Origin of the sequence: Pseudomonas sp. GD04019, from assembly GCF_029837695.1 — a bacterium.
Classification (GTDB): Bacteria; Pseudomonadota; Gammaproteobacteria; order Pseudomonadales; family Pseudomonadaceae; genus Aquipseudomonas.
In genome coordinates, this window is the sequence record NZ_JAOEEA010000019.1 from 19,727 (window position 1) to 36,408 (window position 16,682).

The window sequence follows — 16,682 nt, forward strand, 5'->3', positions numbered from 1 at the left end:
GGGCGGGCGAAATCCGCTCGCGGGTTGCACCCGCCCTACAAACGGAAGTACGTCTGCGCGACTGCCGGCACTGGGTCTTCGATATGGACGGTACCCTGACGGTAGCCGTGCATGACTTTCCGGCGATCAAGCGCGCGCTCGGCATTCCCCAGGAGGAAGACATCCTCCACCACCTGGCCGCGCTGCCGGCGGACGAGGCGGCGGCCAAGCACGCCTGGCTGCTGGAGCACGAACGCGAACTGGCCATCGGCTCGGTGGCTGCACCCGGCGCGGTAGAGCTGGTGCGGGCGCTGCATGAGCGTGGCTGCCGTCTCGGCATCCTTACCCGCAACGCCCACGAACTAGCCCTGCTGACCCTGGCTGCCATCGGCCTCGGCGACTGCTTCGACACGGCCAATGTGATCGGCCGCGGCGAGGCGATTCCCAAGCCCGATCCGGATGGCCTGCTGCAACTGGCGGCACGCTGGGGTGTGGCACCGGGTGAGATGGTGATGGTCGGCGACTACCGCTTCGACCTCGACTGCGCCCGCGCCGCCGGCGCCCAGGGCGTGCTGGTCAACCTGCCGGACAATCCCTGGCCGGAGCTGACTGACATGCATGCGGTGGATTGCGGGGCGCTGCTGGATCAACTCACTCGGTAGAGTTTCGCGCTGGCCAGGCCCTCACCCCTGGCCCCTCTCCCGGAGGGAGGGTGTGTGCAGGGAACTTCGGGGTGGTCACCCTCTCCCTTTGGGAGAGGGATGGGGCGGCCCGCGTAGGGTGAGGGGCTGCTAGGCTGCACGGACCATCAGGAAAGGACTCCTGCTATGTCACGACGCAAATCCCCGCTAGAACCCGACCAACTCGAATTCGCTCGTCAGCTCAGGCGCAAAGCCACCGATGCCGAGACGCTGCTCTGGCGCCACCTGCGTAGCCGTCAGTTGGCCGGTTGCAAGTTTCGCCGCCAGCACCCCGTGTCACCCTATGTGCTGGATTTCTACTGTGAGGAGCTGCGCCTCGGCATCGAGCTGGATGGCGGGCAGCACTACACAGATGAGGGGGTGGAGCATGACGGCAGTTGTGCCGATTATCTGCTCAGCAGAGGCGTCCGGCTGCTGCGTTTCAGCAACCGGGACGTGCTTCTGGAGTTGCCAGCCGTGCTGGAAAGGATCTATCAGGAGGCCGCTTTTCCCTCACCCCTGCGCGGGCCGCCCTGCCCCCTCTCCCGGAGGGAGAGGGGAAGTAAGGCAAACGGTCTCGGGAACCTGGAACCTGGAACCTGGGGCTCAGGGGCGGGGGAGTTCTCCCCTCTCCCCTTGGGAGAGGGGCAGGGGTGAGGGAGCCCTAAGCTCCTCGGACTTCAGTAGCGATACTCGCCACCCTGGATCGCCGTATGCAGCTCGGCGTCCACCGCCACATAGCTCTCCGTGCCGGGTAGCCAGGCGTACAGCGGGTCGGCGCAGCGTGCGGGGTCGAAGCCCTGGTCCTTGAGCGGCGCCTTCTTGTGCTTGAAGGTGCCGGTGGTTTCCATCTTCTCGCTCAGGCGCAGGAACAGCGGCACCGCGTAGTGCGGCAGCTCGCGGCGCAGCTCAGTGAGCAGGCCCTGGAAGTCGAAGTCAGCGGGCGCGCGGTCCAGGCGGATGCAGGCCATGCCGGCGCGGCCGTTGGTGCCGGCGATCTCCACGCCGTAGACCACCGCCTCGCCGACGCCTTCGATGCCATCGAGCACCGTTTCCACTTCGGTGGTGGAGACGTTCTCGCCCTTCCAGCGGAAAGTGTCGCCGAGGCGGTCGACGAACTGCGCGTGGCGCCAGCCCTGGTGCAGCATCAGGTCACCGGTGTTGAACCAGGCATCGCCCGGCTTGAACACATCGCGCAGGATGCAGCTCTCGGTCTTGGCCGGGTCGGTATAGCCGTGGAAGGGGGTCTTCGCGGTGATCTCGCCGATCAACAGGCCGGGCTCGCCGGGCTTCACCCGCTGCAGGCGGCCGTGTTCGTCGCGTTGCGGCGCTTCGCTGTCACGGTCGTAGCGGACGATGGCGTAGGGGTAGGGGGTGACGCCCACCGTGTTGTCCAGGTTGAGCAGGTTGGTAAAGCCGATGTTGCCCTCGCTGGAGGCGTAGAACTCGACCACCCGTTCAATGCCGAAGCGCTGCTTGAAGGTGCCCCAGATGGCCGGGCGCATGCCGTTGCCGACCATGATGCGCAGCGGGTTGTCGGCGTCGCCGGGGCTGGCCGGGCGGTCCAGCAGGTAGCGGCACAGCTCGCCGACATAGCCAAAGGCGGTGGCGCCGTGGCGGCGCACTTCGTCGAGGAAGCGGCTGGCGCTGAAGCGCCGCACCATGATCAGCGCCGCCCCGGCGGACAGCACCGAGCCCCAGCACACCACCATGGCGGTGGCGTGGTAGAAGGGCAGGCTGCAGTACAGGCGGTCGTAGCGGCCCAGGCGCACGGCGCCGAAACCGAAGATGCCGTAGCCCTTGAGGAAGCGCCCGTGGTTGAACACCACGGCCTTGGGCAGGCCGGTGGTGCCGGAGGTGTAGATGTAGAAGCAGGGATCCTCGGCCTGCACCGGGCGCGCCAGCGGCGGCTTGCTGTCTGCTTGCGCGGCCAGGTCGGCGGCCGGGTGCTGCCAGCCGCTCGGGGCCTGGCCGGGGTCGCGCCAGGTTGGGCGGTCGGCGAAGTAGTAGCGGCCCTCGGCCGGCAGCTGCAGTTGTTCCTGCACCTCTTCGAAGGCTGCGAGCAACTCCTCGCCGACCAGGGCGACGCGCGGCTTCACCAGGTTGATGCTGTGGGCCAGCACCTGGCCGCGCTGGCTGTTGTTGAGCAGCGCCACCACCACGCCGAGCTTGGCGCAGGCGGTGACGCAGGCCAGCAGCTCCAGGCGGTTGTCCATCAGCAGCACGACGCAGTCGCCCTGTTCCAGGCCGCCGGCGCGTAGGCGGTGGGCCAGGCGGTTGGCCCACTGGTCGAACTCGGCGTAGGTCAGCTGTTCGTCGCCCTGGATCAGCGCGAGGCCGTCGGGGTTGCCGCGGGTGGCACGCTCCACGCAATCGGCCAGGCCGCCGACGGCACTACCGCGGGCGCGGCTGGCGAGGCGCAGGCCGCGGATGATGCCGGGCAGGCCGGCGAGCAGGTAGGGCACGCGCGACAGCAGGCGCGGCAGGGTGATAACGGCGGGATAGCTCATGGCAGATCCTGAGGTGTTGTTGTTATTCCCCGCAATCTACGCAAGGCCGCGGCGGGCTGTTGATAGCCTGCGGTCGCAAGGGACTGGCAATTCGTCTCAGGGTTGGCGCACACTCGGCCGCTCCCGCCACAGGTGAAAGGATTTGCCGACCATGCTGGACTCCGCCCCGAGCGCCACCGCGTCGCTGCTGCTGGACCTGTACCAGAGCCTGCGCCAGCTGCAGCTGGTGGGGCCGGACGACCTCGCCGAGCTGGGCCTGGCGCCGGAGCCGCGCCTGGACCTGGAGGCGCGCATCCCGGTGGCCTGGCTGCTGCGCCTGTGGCAACTGGCGGCGGAACGTGGCGCACCGGCCGATATCGGTCTGCTCCTGGGCCAGCAGCGTGGCCTGCGCACCCGCGGCCCGGTGGCCAGCCTGGCGTCGATGAGCGCGACCATCGGCGAGGCGCTGCAGCTGTTCAGCCAGCACAGCCCGGTGATGAGCGAATGCGAGAACCTGCGCGTGGAGCTGCTCGGCGAGCGGGTGCGTATCTGCTTCCTGTTCACCGCGCCGTTGGTCAATCATCCGCCGGCCTGCGAATACAGCCTGAGCTCGGCCCTGTGTTGGGGCCGGCAGATGAGTGGCGTGCGCCTGCTGCCGTTGCTGGTGGGCTTCCGCCACATGCCGCTGGCCGGCTCCGCCAGTTACCGGCAGATACTCGGCTGCCCGGTGCGTTTCGGCGAACCGCTGGACTATATCGAGATGGCGGCAGAGGACATGCAGCTGCCGCTGCACAGCGGCAACGACTATCTCAAGGGCCTGCTGCTGCAGCGGGTCAGCGACATGCAGGCGCAGCTGCCGAGCCACCACAGCCTGCGCCAGCAGGTGCTGCACCTGATCGAACTGGGCCTGGTGGATGGCGCCTTCTCGGTGGAGGCGGTGGCGCAGCGGTTGCGCACCAGCCGGCAGACCTTGCACCGCCATTTGCGCGAGGAGGGCTGCAGCTTCTCCGAGCTGCTCGCCGAGGTGCGCCGCGAGCATGCGCTGCGGCGCCTGCAGCAGGCCGACTGCCGCATCGAGCAGCTCAGCCGCGAGCTGGGCTTCGCCGAACCGAGTGCCTTCTACAAGGCGTTCAAGGGCTGGTTCGGCGTGTCGCCCAAGGCTTACCAAGAAAGCCGGTAGGGCGGGTGAAACCGTGTCTGCGGGTTGCCTGAGACGCTACGTCGACGCGGGTTTCACCCGCCCTACAATTTCGCCGCCTTGAAGGTATCGCAGCGCCCCGGTTCGCCATTGTCGAAGCCGGTGCGGAACCAGCGTACCCGCTGGGCCGAGGTGCCGTGGGTGAAGGAGTCCGGCACCACGGTGCCGCGCGATTGCTTCTGCAGGCGGTCATCGCCGATGGCATTGGCGGCGTTCAGCGCCTCCTCCAGATCGCCCGGTTCCAGCCAGTTCAGGCGCTGCTGGGCATGGTGTGCCCAGACGCCGGCCAGGCAGTCGGCCTGCAATTCCTGGCGCACCAGCAGGCCGTTGTCGCCCTCCACGCGCTCGCCACGCTGGCGCGCCGCGTTGACCTTGGCCGAGACGCCGAGCAGGGTCTGCACATGGTGGCCGACCTCGTGGGCGATCACGTAGGCCTGGGCGAAATCACCGGCGGCAGCGAAGCGGGTTTCCATCTCGCGGAAGAACGACAGGTCGAGATACACCTGCTTATCACCGGGGCAGTAGAAGGGGCCGACGGCGGCATCGGCGAAGCCGCAGGCCGAGCGCACGCCGCCGCTGAACAGGATGAGTTTGGGATCCTGGTACTGCTTGCCGGAGGCCTGGAAGATGGCGCGCCAGGTGTCCTCGGTGTCGCCGAGCACGGCGCGGACGAATTCGCTCTGCGGGTCGTTGGCCGCCGGTGCACGTTGTTCCTGTACCGGTGCGTCCTGCTGCATGCCCTGATTGACCACGTTGCCGAGGATGGTCAGTGGGTCCTGGCCCATCAGCAGGCCGACCACCACGACTATGGCGATGCCGCCCAGGCTCAGGCCCTTGCCACCGCCGAAGCGCATGCCGCCACCGCCGCCGCGGGCGTCCACCACGTTGTCGCTGCGTCTACCTCGTTCCCAACGCATGGCCGCGCTCCTTCAGTCCGTCGAGGCTGACAGTGTCGTCCTCGGCGGCGAAGGGCGCCAGTCCAAGAATCTGCTCAAAGTCTCGCGAGCTAGAGCCAGGCTAGGGCTCGGTGCCCCCGCAAGCAGGCGAAGGCGCGGAGTTTACGAGCGATAAATGAGCAGCCCGAGACGCCGCGTCCCGGCCTGCTTTTAACGACGAATGGCCGACGCGCAGCAGACTTGGGGCAGATGCTGAGGTTACTTGGCCGGATAATCGGCCAGCACGCTCTCCTTGCCATCCTTGCCCAGGCCGATCACCTGGTAGGCGTCCACCCGGCCGGTTTCCATACCTGGCGAGCCGTGCGGCATGCCGGGCACGGCGGCGCCGAGCAGGTCGGGGCGGCCCTGCAGGGCGAGGATGTCGCTGGCCGGTACGTGGCCCTCGACGAACTTGCCGTCGATCACCCCGGTGTGGCACGAGGCCAGGCGCGGCGGCACGCCGAGGCGCTGCTTGACCGCGCTCATGTCGGTCTCGACATGGTCGTTGACCTGGATGCCGTTGTCTTGCAGATGGCTGATCCAGGCCTTGCAGCAGCCGCAGTTGGCGTCGCGGTGGACGTCCATGGTAACGGGCTCGGCGGCCTGGGTGGCGCTGGCGAACAGCAGGGCGGCGAGAGGCAGTAGGCGCATGGCGGGTTCCTCGGCAGGATGAATTCGTCGCAGGATAGCGCCACGGCCCGGGGCGTCCCAGCACCGGACTGTTTCCGTCTGCGACGCCGCGGCCTATGCTCGCTGTCCCTACCAGGAGAGATCGCCGATGCTGCCCGCCCGCATCCTGTTGGCCGTTCAGGCCCTGCTACTCGCCGGCTTCGGCCTGGCCTATTTCATCCGTCCGCAGGAGATGGCTAATCTCAGCGGCATGCTGCTGATGGAGCCGGCCGCGGTCACCGATGTGCGCGCCTACTACGGCGGCCTGCAGTTGGGCTTGGGGGTATGGCTGGGGCTGGCGCTGCTTCGCTCTGATCTGTTGCGTCCGGCGCTGATGCTGCTGGTGCTGCTCTATGCCAGCCTGTTCGTCGCGCGACTGGGCGGCCTGTGGCTGGATGGCGGCGCGCAGCAGACCTTCAACCTCTACGCCATGTTGTTCGAGGGCGTCTCCGCCGGCCTCGCCTTCTGGCTGCTGCGGCGCGCTTCAGCGCCGGCGTAAAGCGGGGCTGCAGCGCAGCATGTCGAGCAGGGCGTCGACCAACTGATCGGCCTGCGCGGCCAGCGAGTCGCCGCCCGGCGCCAGTAGCCAGTTGGCCTGCAGGCCGTGGACATAGCCGTGCAGGCAGAGGGTGGCGCGGCGGCAGTCCAGGTCGGCCGGCAGTTGGCCCTTGCTGACCGCATTGCGTAACGACTTTTCGATCCGCTCGTCGCACTCCAGGTGCAGCGCCTGCATCTTCTGGCGCAGGTCGCCGAGATCGTCGGTGTACTCGCACTTGTGCTGCAGGATCTCCTGGATGCGCCGGCTCTGCGGGTCCAGCTCCACATTGCGCAGCAGGCGCACCAGCAGCTCGCGGGTCTGCCCCAGCGGGTTGGGTTCGTCCTCGCGTTCGCTGGCCTGGGCCAGCTCTTCCAGCGGCAGATGCAGGCGCTCGAGCATGGCCTGGAACAGGTCGACCTTGTTCTGGAAGTGCCAGTAGATGGCGCCACGGGTCACGCCTGCGGCACTGGCGATATCGGCCAGCGAGGTGCGCGAAACCCCTCGCTCATGGAACAGATGCTCGGCGGCGTCGAGGATGCTCTGGCGGGTTTCTTCGGCTTCTTCTTTGGTACGTCGGACCATGCTGGGCAGTGTGTAAAGGTTGGGAAAAGTTGTATCCGCGGTTAGTTTTCGCGTTTACAAACATTCTAGTATGTAAGTATATTTCTTAGCCAGCTAAACAGTTTTCCTTCCCCCGCGCCCGCTCTCCTCTGACCGGGCCGTCTCTGACATGAGGTCGATTCAGATGCAGAAGAAGCCAGCCTTCACAGCCATGGTTTCCGCCGTGGCTCTGGCTACGTTAATGCTCTCCGGTTGCCAGGAGGACGCCGCGCCGCCCGCCGCGCAGACGCCCCAGGTGGGCATCGTCACCCTGCAGCCGCAGCCGTTCACCCTGACCGCCGAGCTGCCGGGGCGCACCAGCGCCTATCGCATCGCCGAAGTACGCCCGCAGGTCGATGGCATTCTGCAGAAGCGCCTGTTCAAGGAAGGTTCCGAGGTCAAGGCCGGGCAGCAGCTGTATCAGATCGATCCGGCCGTGTACCAGGCCAGCTACAAGAGCGCCCAGGCCACCCTGGCTTCGACCCAGTCGCTGGCCGAGCGCTACCAGGATCTGGTCAGCGACCAGGCCGTGAGCAAGCAGGCCTATGAAGAGGCCCAGGCGGCGCGCCTGCAGGCCGAGGCTTCGCTGGAGCGGGCGCGTATCGACCTGCGCTACACCAAGGTGCTGGCGCCGATCTCTGGTCGTGTCGGCCGTTCCGCCGTGACCGAGGGCGCGCTGGTCAACAACGGTCAGGCCGCCGCGCTGGCCACCATCCAGCAGCTCGACCCGATCTACGTCGACGTCACCCAGCCGACCAAGGACCTGCTGCGCCTGCGCCGCGAACTGGCCAGCGGGCAGCTGGCGAAGGCCGGTGACAACGCCGCCAAGGTCAAGCTGAAGCTGGAAGACGGCAGCGAGTACGCGCACGAAGGCACCCTGGAATTCTCCGAGGTGTCGGTGGACGAAGGCACCGGCTCGGTGACCCTGCGCGCCGTGTTCCCCAACCCCGAGCACGACCTGCTGCCGGGCATGTTCGTGCATGCGCAGCTCAGCTCCGGCGTGCGCCAGCAGGCCATCCTCGCGCCGCAGCAGGGCATCACCCGCGACCTCAAGGGCCAGGCCACCGCGCTGGTGGTGAATGCCGAGAACAAGGTCGAGCTGCGCCAGCTGGAGGCCGACCGCACCGTGGGCGACCGCTGGCTGGTGACCAAGGGCCTCAACCCCGGTGACAAGCTGATCACCGAAGGCCTGCAGTTCGTCCGTCCCGGTGCCGAAGTGCAGACCGCGCCCGCGACCAATGTCGCCGAAACCAAGTCGGTCGATCCCGACCTGGCCCAGCGTCACTAAGGAGCGCCGCGCATGTCGAAGTTCTTCATCGACCGGCCGATCTTCGCCTGGGTGATCGCCCTGGTGATCATGCTGGCGGGTGGCCTGGCCATCCTCAAACTGCCGATCAACCAATACCCGAGCATCGCCGCGCCCGCCGTCGGCATCCAGGTCAGCTACCCCGGCGCCTCGGCACAGACGGTGCAGGACACCGTGGTGCAGGTGATCGAGCAGCAGCTCAACGGCATCGACGGCCTGCGCTACATCAGCTCGGAGAGCAACTCCGACGGCAGCATGACCATCACCGCCACCTTCGAGCAGGGCACCAACCCGGACATCGCCCAGGTCCAGGTGCAGAACAAGCTGCAGCTGGCCACCCCGTTGCTGCCGCAGGAAGTGCAGCAGCAGGGCATCCGCGTGACCAAGGCAGTGAAGAACTTCCTGCTGGTGATCGGCGTGGTCTCGGCCGACGGCTCCATGGACAAGAACGACCTGTCCAACTACATCGTTTCCAACCTGCAGGACCCGATTTCGCGTACCAAGGGCGTGGGCGACTTCCAGGTGTTCGGCTCGCAGTACGCCATGCGCATCTGGCTCGATCCGGCCCGGCTGAACAACTACCAGCTGACCCCAGTGGACGTGAAGAGCGCCATCCAGGCGCAGAACGTCCAGGTCTCCTCTGGCCAGCTCGGCGGCCTGCCGGCCTCGCCGGGCACTCAGCTCAACGCCACCATCATCGGCAAGACCCGCCTGCAGACGCCCGAGCAGTTCGGCGCGATTCTGCTCAAGGTCAATCGTGACGGCTCCCAGGTGCGCCTGCGCGATGTCGCGCGGGTCGAGCTGGGCGGCGAGAACTACGCCATCAGCGCGCAGTTCAATGGCAAGCCGGCCTCGGGCATGGCGATCAAGCTGGCCACCGGTGCCAATGCGCTGGACACCGCCAAGGCGATCCGCGCCACCATCGACCAGCTCAAGCCCTTCTTCCCCGCCGGCATGGAAGTGGTGTTCCCCTACGACACCACCCCGGTGGTCTCGGCCTCCATCGAGGGCGTGCTGCACACCCTGGGCGAAGCCATCGTGCTGGTGTTCCTGGTGATGTTCCTGTTCCTGCAGAACCTGCGCGCCACCATCATCCCCACCCTGGCGGTGCCGGTGGTGCTGCTCGGCACCTTCGGCGTGCTGGCGATGTTCGGCTTCACCATCAATACCCTGACCATGTTCGCCATGGTCCTGGCCATCGGCCTGCTGGTGGACGACGCCATCGTGGTGGTGGAGAACGTTGAGCGGGTAATGGCCGAGGAAGGCCTGTCGCCGCTGGAAGCCACGCGCAAATCCATGGGGCAGATCCAGGGCGCGCTGGTCGGTATCGCCCTGGTGCTGTCGGCGGTGTTCCTGCCGATGGCCTTCTTCGGCGGCTCCACCGGGGTGATCTACAAGCAGTTCTCGATCACCATCGTCTCGGCCATGGCGCTGTCGGTGCTGGTCGCCCTGGTGTTCACCCCGGCGCTGTGCGCGACCATGCTCAAGCCCATCGCCAAGGGCCACCACGCGCCCAAGCGCGGCTTCTTCGGCTGGTTCAACCGCACCTTCGACCGCAGCGTCAACGGCTACGAGCGCGGCGTGCGCGCCATCCTCAAGCGCAAGGCACCGTACATCCTGCTGTACCTGGTGATCGTCGCGATCATGGCCTGGATGTTCACCCGCATCCCCACCGCCTTCCTGCCCGAGGAAGACCAGGGCGTGCTGTTCGCCCAGGTGCAGACCCCGGCCGGCGCCAGCGCCGAACGCACCCAGGTGGTGGTCGACCAGATGCGCGAGTACCTGCTGGATGCGGAGAAGGACACGGTGAAATCGGTGTTCACCGTCACCGGCTTCAACTTCGCCGGTCGCGGGCAGAGTTCGGGCATGGCCTTCATCATGCTCAAGCCCTGGGAGGAGCGCCCGGGCGCCGAGCACAGCGTGTTCAGCCTGGCCCAGCGCGCCCAGCAGCACTTCTTCAGCTTCCGCGACGCCATGGTGTTCGCCTTCGCGCCGCCGGCGGTGTTGGAGCTGGGTAACGCCACCGGCTTCAACTTCTTCCTGCAGGACCGCGCCGGCGTCGGCCACGAGCAGCTCAACGCCGCGCGGGACAAGTTCCTCGAGCTGGCGAAGGGCAGCCCGGTGCTGGCCCGTGTGCGCGCCAACGGCCTGTACGACGAGCCGCAGTACCAGCTGCAGATCGACGACGAGAAGGCCCGCGCCCACGGCGTGTCGCTGGCGGACATCAACAACACCGTGTCCATCGCCTGGGGCGCCAGCTACGTCAACGACTTCATCGATCGTGGCCGAGTGAAGAAGGTCTACCTGCAGGGCGTGCCCGAGGCGCGGATGAACCCGGACGACCTCGGCAAGTGGTACGTGCGCAACGACCAGGGCGCGATGGTGCCGTTCAGTGCCTTCGCCTCCGGCGAGTGGATCTACGGCGCGCCGAAGCTGGCCCGCTACAACGGCGTACCGGCCATCGAGATTCTCGGTGAACCGGCGCCGGGCCACAGCTCGGGCGAGGCCATGGCGGCGGTCGAGCAGATCATCGCCCAGCTGCCGGCGGGTATCGGCTACTCCTGGACCGGGCTGTCCTACGAGGAGCGCCTGTCCGGCGCCCAGGCGCCGGCGCTGTACGCGCTGTCGCTGCTGGTGGTGTTCCTCTGCCTGGCGGCGCTGTACGAGAGCTGGTCGATCCCGTTCTCGGTGATGCTGGTGGTGCCGCTGGGGATCATCGGTGCGCTGCTGTTCACCAGTCTGCGTGGCCTGAGCAACGACGTGTTCTTCCAGGTCGGCCTGCTCACCACCATCGGCCTGTCGGCGAAGAACGCGATCCTTATCGTCGAGTTCGCCAAGGAGCTGCACGAGCAGGGCAGAAGCCTGTTCGATGCGGCCATCGAGGCCTGCCGCATGCGTCTGCGCCCGATCATCATGACTTCGCTGGCGTTCATCCTCGGCGTGGTGCCGATGGCGATCTCCACCGGCGCCGGTTCCGGTAGCCAGCACGCCATCGGTACCGGAGTGATCGGCGGCATGCTCACCGCCACCGTGCTGGCGATCTTCTGGGTGCCGCTGTTCTACGTTCTGGTCTGCTCGCTGTTCAAGGACAAGCGCAGCAAAGATGCCATCAAAGAGGAGGCCGTCCAGTGAGGCAGTCCCTGTTGTCCCTTGCCATCGTCAGCGTCCTGCTCGGTGGTTGCAGCCTGATTCCCGATTACCAGCGCCCGGATGCCCCGGTGGACGGCGCCTGGCCACAAGGCGCGGCCTACACCGCCAACGGCGCTGCGCAGACCGACGTGGCGGCAGCGGCCCTGGGCTGGCGCGAGTTCTTCCGCGACCCGGCGCTGCAGCAGCTGGTCGAGGCCGCGCTGGCCAACAACCGCGACCTGCGCATCGCCGCGCTGAACGTCGACGCCTACCGCGCCCAGCACCGCATCCAGCGCTCGGAGCTGTTCCCCAGCATCTCCGCCGCCGGCAGCGGCACCCGTCAGCGCCTGCCGGGCGACCTGTCGTCCAGCGGCGAGGCCACCACCAGCGGCCAGTACAGCGCCACGGTCGGTACCAGTGCCTGGGAGATCGACTTCTTCGGCCGCCTGCGCAGCCTCGACGAGCAGGCCCTGGAGCTGTACTTCGCCAGCGAAGAAGCGCAGCGCAGCACGCAGATCAGCCTGGTGGCCAGCGTGGCCAACGCCTACCTGACCCTGCAGGCCGACCAGCAGCTGCTGCAGCTGACCCGCGACACCCTGGAGACCTACCGCAAGAGCTACGCCCTCACCGAACGCAGCTTCAATGTCGGTGTGGCCGATGCGCTGTCGCTGAGCCAGGCGCGCACCTCGGTGCAGAGCGCCGAGGCCAGCCTGGCGCAGTACAGCCGCCTGGTCGCCCAGGACCGAAACGCCCTGGCCCTGCTGCTCGGTGGCGGCGTACCGGCCGATCTGCCGCAAGGCGAAGTGCTGAATGCCGATCTGCTGGCCGAAGTGCCGGCGGGGCTGCCGTCCGAACTGCTGCAACGCCGTCCGGACCTGCTCCAGGCCGAGCACCAGCTCAAGGCCGCCAACGCCAGCATCGGTGCGGCGCGCGCGGCGTTCTTCCCCAGCATCAGCCTGACCGCCAACGCCGGCAGCGCCAGCAGCGAGCTGTCCGGTCTGTTCGACGGTGGTTCCGGCAGCTGGCTGTTCCAGCCGTCGATCAACCTGCCGATCTTCACGGCGGGACGCCTTGCGGCCAACCTCGACTACGCCGAGGTGCAGAAGAACATCCAGGTGGCCAGCTACGAGAAGGCCATCCAGACCGCGTTCCAGGAAGTCGCCGATGGCCTGGCAGCACGCACCACCTATGAGCAGCAGCTGACGGCCCAGCGCGCGCTGGTCGGTACCAGCGAGGAGTATTACCGCCTCGCCGAGCGCCGCTTCCGCACCGGGGTGGACAGCTACCTGACCCTGCTCGATGCCCAGCGCCAGCTGTTCAGCGCCCGCCAGCAGCTGATCGGTGACCGCCTCAACCAGCTGACCAGCGAGGTCAACCTGTACAAGGCCCTCGGCGGTGGTTGGAACGAGCAGACCCAGCTGGCGACCGCGCCAGCGCAGGACTGAGTGCCCGCCTGAAACGAAAAAGCCCCGGCATACCGGGGCTTTTTTATGGCTGAGGTTTGGGTCACAGCCTGAGACACGCAGATTGCAGGCTCGCCCTGGGCTCCGCATGATGCGCGCGCATCAACAAGGAGCTCACGATATGGATATCGTTCTGGGTCTGATCGGCGTAGGGCTGGTCGTCATTTTTTTGGTTCAGGCGTCGCGCATCTATGCCGGCGCGCTATCGCACCGCATGAACCTGCAAGACCTTCGCCGTCACGGCAAACCACATCGCGCCATTACCGAACACGAGCGCCGCAGTCTGGCGTCATATGCGGCGTCGCTGGCCTACCTGGGTAATCACGCGCCTTCGTATCGGCCAGTGAGCGAAGATGTGTATCTGCTGCAGGGGCTCGCCGAGATGCGTGGCTTCGAGTTCTCCGGCATCCACAGCGAGCAGCTTTCCATTGCCGGGGTACCGGTTGAGCTGCCATTCACCCTGCGCGACTACCTGATGCATGAGAACAACAAGGCCGAAGTGGTGGTAGCCGACCGACATGCATTGGTGCTGTCGCTGAATGGTTTCCGCTTGCCGCTCCTGACCTGACGCGGCGCTTAGCGCCGCACCAGCAATACGCCGCTTTCCATGTGATGGGTCCACGGGAACTGGTCGAACAGCGCGCAACGCTCGATACGGTGGGTATCGTTGAGCTGGGCGATGTTGGCGGCCAGGGTCTCCGGGTTGCAGGAGATGTACAGGATATTGTCGAAACGGCGGGTCAGCTCGCAGGTGTCCGGGTCCATGCCGGCGCGCGGTGGGTCGACGAACACGGCGCCGAAGTCGTAGGACTTCAGGTCGATATCGGCCAGGCGGCGGAACGGGCGTACTTCGTTGAGGGCCTGGGTCAGCTCCTCGGCAGACAGACGCACCAGCTCGATATTGTCGATGCCGTTGTCCGCCAGGTTGGCCAGCGCGGCATTCACCGAGCTCTTGCTGATCTCGGTGGCCAGCACTTTGCGTACGCGGGTCGACAGCGGCAGGGTGAAGTTGCCGTTGCCGCAGTACAGCTCCAGCAGGTCGTCGTTGTGCTGACCGAGGGCGTCATAAGCCCACTGCAGCATCTGCTGGCAGACCTGGCCGTTGGGCTGGGTGAAGGCGCCCTCGGGCTGGCGGTAGCGGAAGCTGCGCCCGGCCACGGTCATTTCTTCCTGCACGTAATCGCGGCCGATCACCAGGCGCTGGCCGCGCGAGCGGCCGACCAGGCTCACGCCCAGCTTGGCCGCCAGCTGCTCGGCCTCGGCCTGCCATTCGGCGTCCAGCGGGCGGTGGTAGCACAGGGTGATCAGCGCATCGCCGGCCAGGGTGGTGAGGAACTCGATCTGGAACAGCTTGAACGACAGCACCCGGCTGGCCTGCCAGGCTGCTTTCAGCTTGGGCATCAGCTCGTTGATGCGCAGGCTGGCGATGGGGAATTCCTCGATCAGGATCGGCGTGTGCTTGTCGCCGGCGGCGAACATCGCGTAATGGCGCTCTTCCTGTTCGCGCCACAGGCGGAACTCGGCGCGCAGGCGGTAGTGCTCGCCTGGCGAGGTGAAGACCGCAGGCTCAGGTGCGGCGAAGGGCGCCAGCAGCTCGCGCAGGCGGGCGACCTTATCTTCCAGCTGGGCGGCATAGGCCGCCGCGTCGCGTACCTGGGTCATGCGTTGACGCCGAAGGCGAACTTGGCGACGAAGATCGCGGCCAGCACCACCAGCGCCGGGTTGATCTCCTTGAAGCGACCGGCCAGGGCCTTGATCACCACCCAGGCGATGAAGCCGAAGGCGATGCCGTTGGCGATGGAGAAGGTCAGCGGCATGGCCAGGGCGGTGATCACCACCGGCGCGGCGACGGTGATGTCGTCCCAGTCGATCTCGGCCAGGCCGGAGGTCATCAGCACGGCGACGAACAGCAGCGCCGGCGCGGTAGCAAACGCGGGGACTGTGCCGGCCAGCGGGGCGAAGAACAGCGCCAGCAGGAACAGAACTGCTACCACTATGGCGGTCAGGCCGGTGCGGCCGCCGGCGGCCACGCCCGAGGCGGATTCGATATAGCTGGTGGTGGTGCTGGTGCCCAGCAGCGAACCGCCCATGGCGGCGGCGCTGTCGGCAATCAGCGCGCGGCCCATCTTCGGCAGGTGGCCGTCCTTGCTCATCAGGCCGGCGCGCTTGGCCACGCCGATCAGGGTGCCGGTGTTGTCGAACAGGTCGACGAACAGGAAGGCGAAGATCACGCTGATCATGCCCACGTCCAGCGCGCCCATGATGTCCAGCTGCAGGAAGGTCGGGGCTAGCGACGGCGGCATGGAGACGATGCCGCCGAACGGGGTGACGCCCAGGCCGATGGCGATGGCGGTGACCACGAGAATGCCGATCATCACTGCACCGGTGACGCGACGCGCCTCCAGGGCGACGATCAGGAAGAAGCCGAGGATCGCCAGCAGCGGGCCGGGGGCGTGCAGGTCGCCGAGGCCGACCAGGGTGGCCGGGTTGTCCACCACCAGGCCGGCTTCCTTCAGCGCGATCAGCGCCAGGAACAGGCCGATGCCGGCAGCGATGGCCGAGCGCAGCGGCAGCGGAATGCTGTTCACGATCCACTCGCGGATGCGGAAGATCGACAGCAGGAAGAACAGGGTGGCGGAGATGAATACCGCGCCCAGTGCCACCTGCCAGGTGTGGCCCATGTGCAGCACCACGGTGTAGGTGAAGAAGGCGTTGAGGCCCATGCCGGGGGCGAGGGCGATCGGGTAGTTGGCGATCAGGCCCATCAGCGCCGAGCCGATGGCCGCGGCCAGGCAGGTGGCGACGAAGATCGCGCCCTTGTCCATGCCCGTCTCACCGAGGATCGCCGGGTTGACGAAGAGGATGTAGGCCATGGTCAGGAAGGTGGTGATACCGGCCAGGATCTCGGTGCGCACGTTGGTGTTGTGCGCCTTGAGTTGGAATAGCTTTTCCAGCATGGTGGGCTCCCGTAGGGCTGGTGCGGCAAGGGTTGTGGACTGCGCGAAAGCAAAGCACAAAGACTGCCAACTCGATGAAATACGAGCGCAGATTCGGCCTGGTCCGGAAAAGCCGCGCACTATACCAGCTCACCCCCGAGCGGTGAATTTATGACCGGACGGACAGTATCGGTTTCCGTCCGAGGAGCCTGCAGATGACCCAGCGCGCCCTGATCGCCGTCGCCGACGGTGTGGAAGATATCGAGACCATCAGCCTGATCGACGTGTTGCGCCGCGCAGAAGTGGAAGTGGTGGTGGCCAGCATCGAGAACCGCCGCATGTTCACCTGCGCCCGCGGCACCCGGGTGACCGCCGACGCCATGCTGGTCGACGTGCTGGCCCAGGACTTCGACCTGATCGTGCTGCCCGGCGGCATGCCCGGTGCCCAGCACCTGGCCGAGCACGAGCCGCTGGCCGACAAGGTCCGCGAGCAGGCCAGGGCCGGCAAGCTGTTCGCCGCCATCTGCGCCGCCCCGGCCCTGGCCCTGCAGGGCTACGGCGTGCTCAGGCAGCGACGGATGACCTGCTACCCGGCCTTCAGCGACCGCCTGTCCGGCTGCACCTTCGTCGATCAGCCGGTGGTGGTCGACGGCAACTGCATCACCAGCCAGGGCCCGGCCACGGCGCTGGAGTTCGCCCTGACCCTGGTCGAGCAACTGGTGGGCAAGGCCAAGCGCAAGGCGGTGGCCGAGGCCATGCT

The 16,682-nt window shown here is 67.0% G+C and carries 15 protein-coding genes; 9 read left to right on the forward strand and 6 right to left on the reverse strand.

The window, feature by feature from the left end:
• Positions 1 to 11: 11 nt before the first annotated feature.
• Positions 12 to 641, forward strand: a complete 630-nt coding sequence (locus N7607_RS22515) for an HAD family hydrolase (RefSeq protein WP_279869216.1) — start codon at positions 12 to 14, stop codon at positions 639 to 641.
• A gap of 165 nt (positions 642 to 806) precedes the next feature.
• Positions 807 to 1,316 carry a DUF559 domain-containing protein gene (locus N7607_RS22520; RefSeq protein ID WP_347881180.1) on the forward strand — a complete coding sequence of 170 codons (510 nt, stop codon included), beginning with the start codon at positions 807 to 809 and terminating at the stop codon, positions 1,314 to 1,316.
• 23 nt (positions 1,317 to 1,339) lie between these two features.
• Here N7607_RS22520 and N7607_RS22525 read toward each other — a convergent pair whose 3' ends face one another.
• Positions 1,340 to 3,169: a long-chain-acyl-CoA synthetase gene (locus tag N7607_RS22525; RefSeq protein WP_279869200.1), complete on the reverse strand. Its 1,830-nt coding sequence runs from the start codon at positions 3,167 to 3,169 to the stop codon at positions 1,340 to 1,342.
• A gap of 151 nt (positions 3,170 to 3,320) precedes the next feature.
• On the opposite strand from N7607_RS22525, the gene N7607_RS22530 reads away from it, so the two are divergent.
• Entirely contained in the window at positions 3,321 to 4,328 is a 1,008-nt protein-coding gene (locus tag N7607_RS22530; RefSeq protein ID WP_279869198.1) for an AraC family transcriptional regulator, read from the forward strand.
• A gap of 62 nt (positions 4,329 to 4,390) precedes the next feature.
• On the opposite strand, the gene N7607_RS22535 is transcribed toward N7607_RS22530, so the two are convergent.
• A complete protein-coding gene (locus tag N7607_RS22535) occupies positions 4,391 to 5,263 on the reverse strand; it encodes a neutral zinc metallopeptidase (RefSeq protein ID WP_279869196.1) in 873 nt (290 codons plus the stop codon).
• 237 nt (positions 5,264 to 5,500) lie between these two features.
• Entirely contained in the window at positions 5,501 to 5,932 is a 432-nt protein-coding gene (locus N7607_RS22540; RefSeq protein WP_279869195.1) for a DUF411 domain-containing protein, read from the reverse strand.
• Between the two features lie 127 nt (positions 5,933 to 6,059).
• On the opposite strand from N7607_RS22540, the gene N7607_RS22545 reads away from it, so the two are divergent.
• Positions 6,060 to 6,449 carry a DUF4345 domain-containing protein gene (locus tag N7607_RS22545; RefSeq protein ID WP_279869193.1) on the forward strand — a complete coding sequence of 130 codons (390 nt, stop codon included), beginning with the start codon at positions 6,060 to 6,062 and terminating at the stop codon, positions 6,447 to 6,449.
• On the opposite strand, the gene N7607_RS22550 is transcribed toward N7607_RS22545, so the two are convergent.
• Positions 6,435 to 7,070, reverse strand: coding sequence for a TetR family transcriptional regulator (locus N7607_RS22550; RefSeq protein WP_279869192.1), 636 nt, complete (start codon positions 7,068 to 7,070; stop codon positions 6,435 to 6,437). The two genes, N7607_RS22545 and N7607_RS22550, sit on opposite strands and share 15 nt — an antisense overlap.
• Before the next feature lie 163 nt (positions 7,071 to 7,233).
• On the opposite strand from N7607_RS22550, the gene N7607_RS22555 reads away from it, so the two are divergent.
• The 4 genes from N7607_RS22555 (at position 7,234) to N7607_RS22570 (ending at position 13,554) form a co-directional block, all read left to right on the forward strand.
• Positions 7,234 to 8,376, forward strand: a complete 1,143-nt coding sequence (locus tag N7607_RS22555; RefSeq protein ID WP_279869191.1) for an efflux RND transporter periplasmic adaptor subunit — start codon at positions 7,234 to 7,236, stop codon at positions 8,374 to 8,376.
• Positions 8,377 to 8,388: 12 nt separating this feature from the next.
• The gene (locus N7607_RS22560; protein ID WP_279869190.1) at positions 8,389 to 11,526 is read left to right on the forward strand and encodes an efflux RND transporter permease subunit; all 3,138 of its coding nucleotides are present in this window, start codon (positions 8,389 to 8,391) and stop codon (positions 11,524 to 11,526) included.
• On the forward strand, positions 11,523 to 12,968 hold the full coding sequence (gene adeC / locus N7607_RS22565; protein WP_279869188.1) for an AdeC/AdeK/OprM family multidrug efflux complex outer membrane factor: 1,446 nt from the start codon (positions 11,523 to 11,525) through the stop codon (positions 12,966 to 12,968). Before N7607_RS22560 ends, adeC begins: the two co-directional genes overlap by 4 nt.
• 139 nt (positions 12,969 to 13,107) lie before the next feature.
• A complete protein-coding gene (locus N7607_RS22570; RefSeq protein WP_279869186.1) occupies positions 13,108 to 13,554 on the forward strand; it encodes a hypothetical protein in 447 nt (148 codons plus the stop codon).
• A gap of 8 nt (positions 13,555 to 13,562) precedes the next feature.
• On the opposite strand, the gene trmA is transcribed toward N7607_RS22570, so the two are convergent.
• Together trmA and N7607_RS22580 are read right to left on the reverse strand one after the other, a co-directional pair.
• A complete protein-coding gene (trmA, locus tag N7607_RS22575; protein WP_279869185.1) occupies positions 13,563 to 14,648 on the reverse strand; it encodes a tRNA (uridine(54)-C5)-methyltransferase TrmA in 1,086 nt (361 codons plus the stop codon).
• Positions 14,645 to 15,943, reverse strand: coding sequence for an NCS2 family permease (locus N7607_RS22580; protein ID WP_279869184.1), 1,299 nt, complete (start codon positions 15,941 to 15,943; stop codon positions 14,645 to 14,647). The genes trmA and N7607_RS22580 overlap by 4 nt, the downstream gene beginning before the upstream one ends.
• A gap of 194 nt (positions 15,944 to 16,137) precedes the next feature.
• On the opposite strand from N7607_RS22580, the gene N7607_RS22585 reads away from it, so the two are divergent.
• Positions 16,138 to 16,682: DJ-1 family glyoxalase III (locus N7607_RS22585; protein WP_279924048.1), on the forward strand; the 545-nt coding region annotated here is incomplete at its 3' end.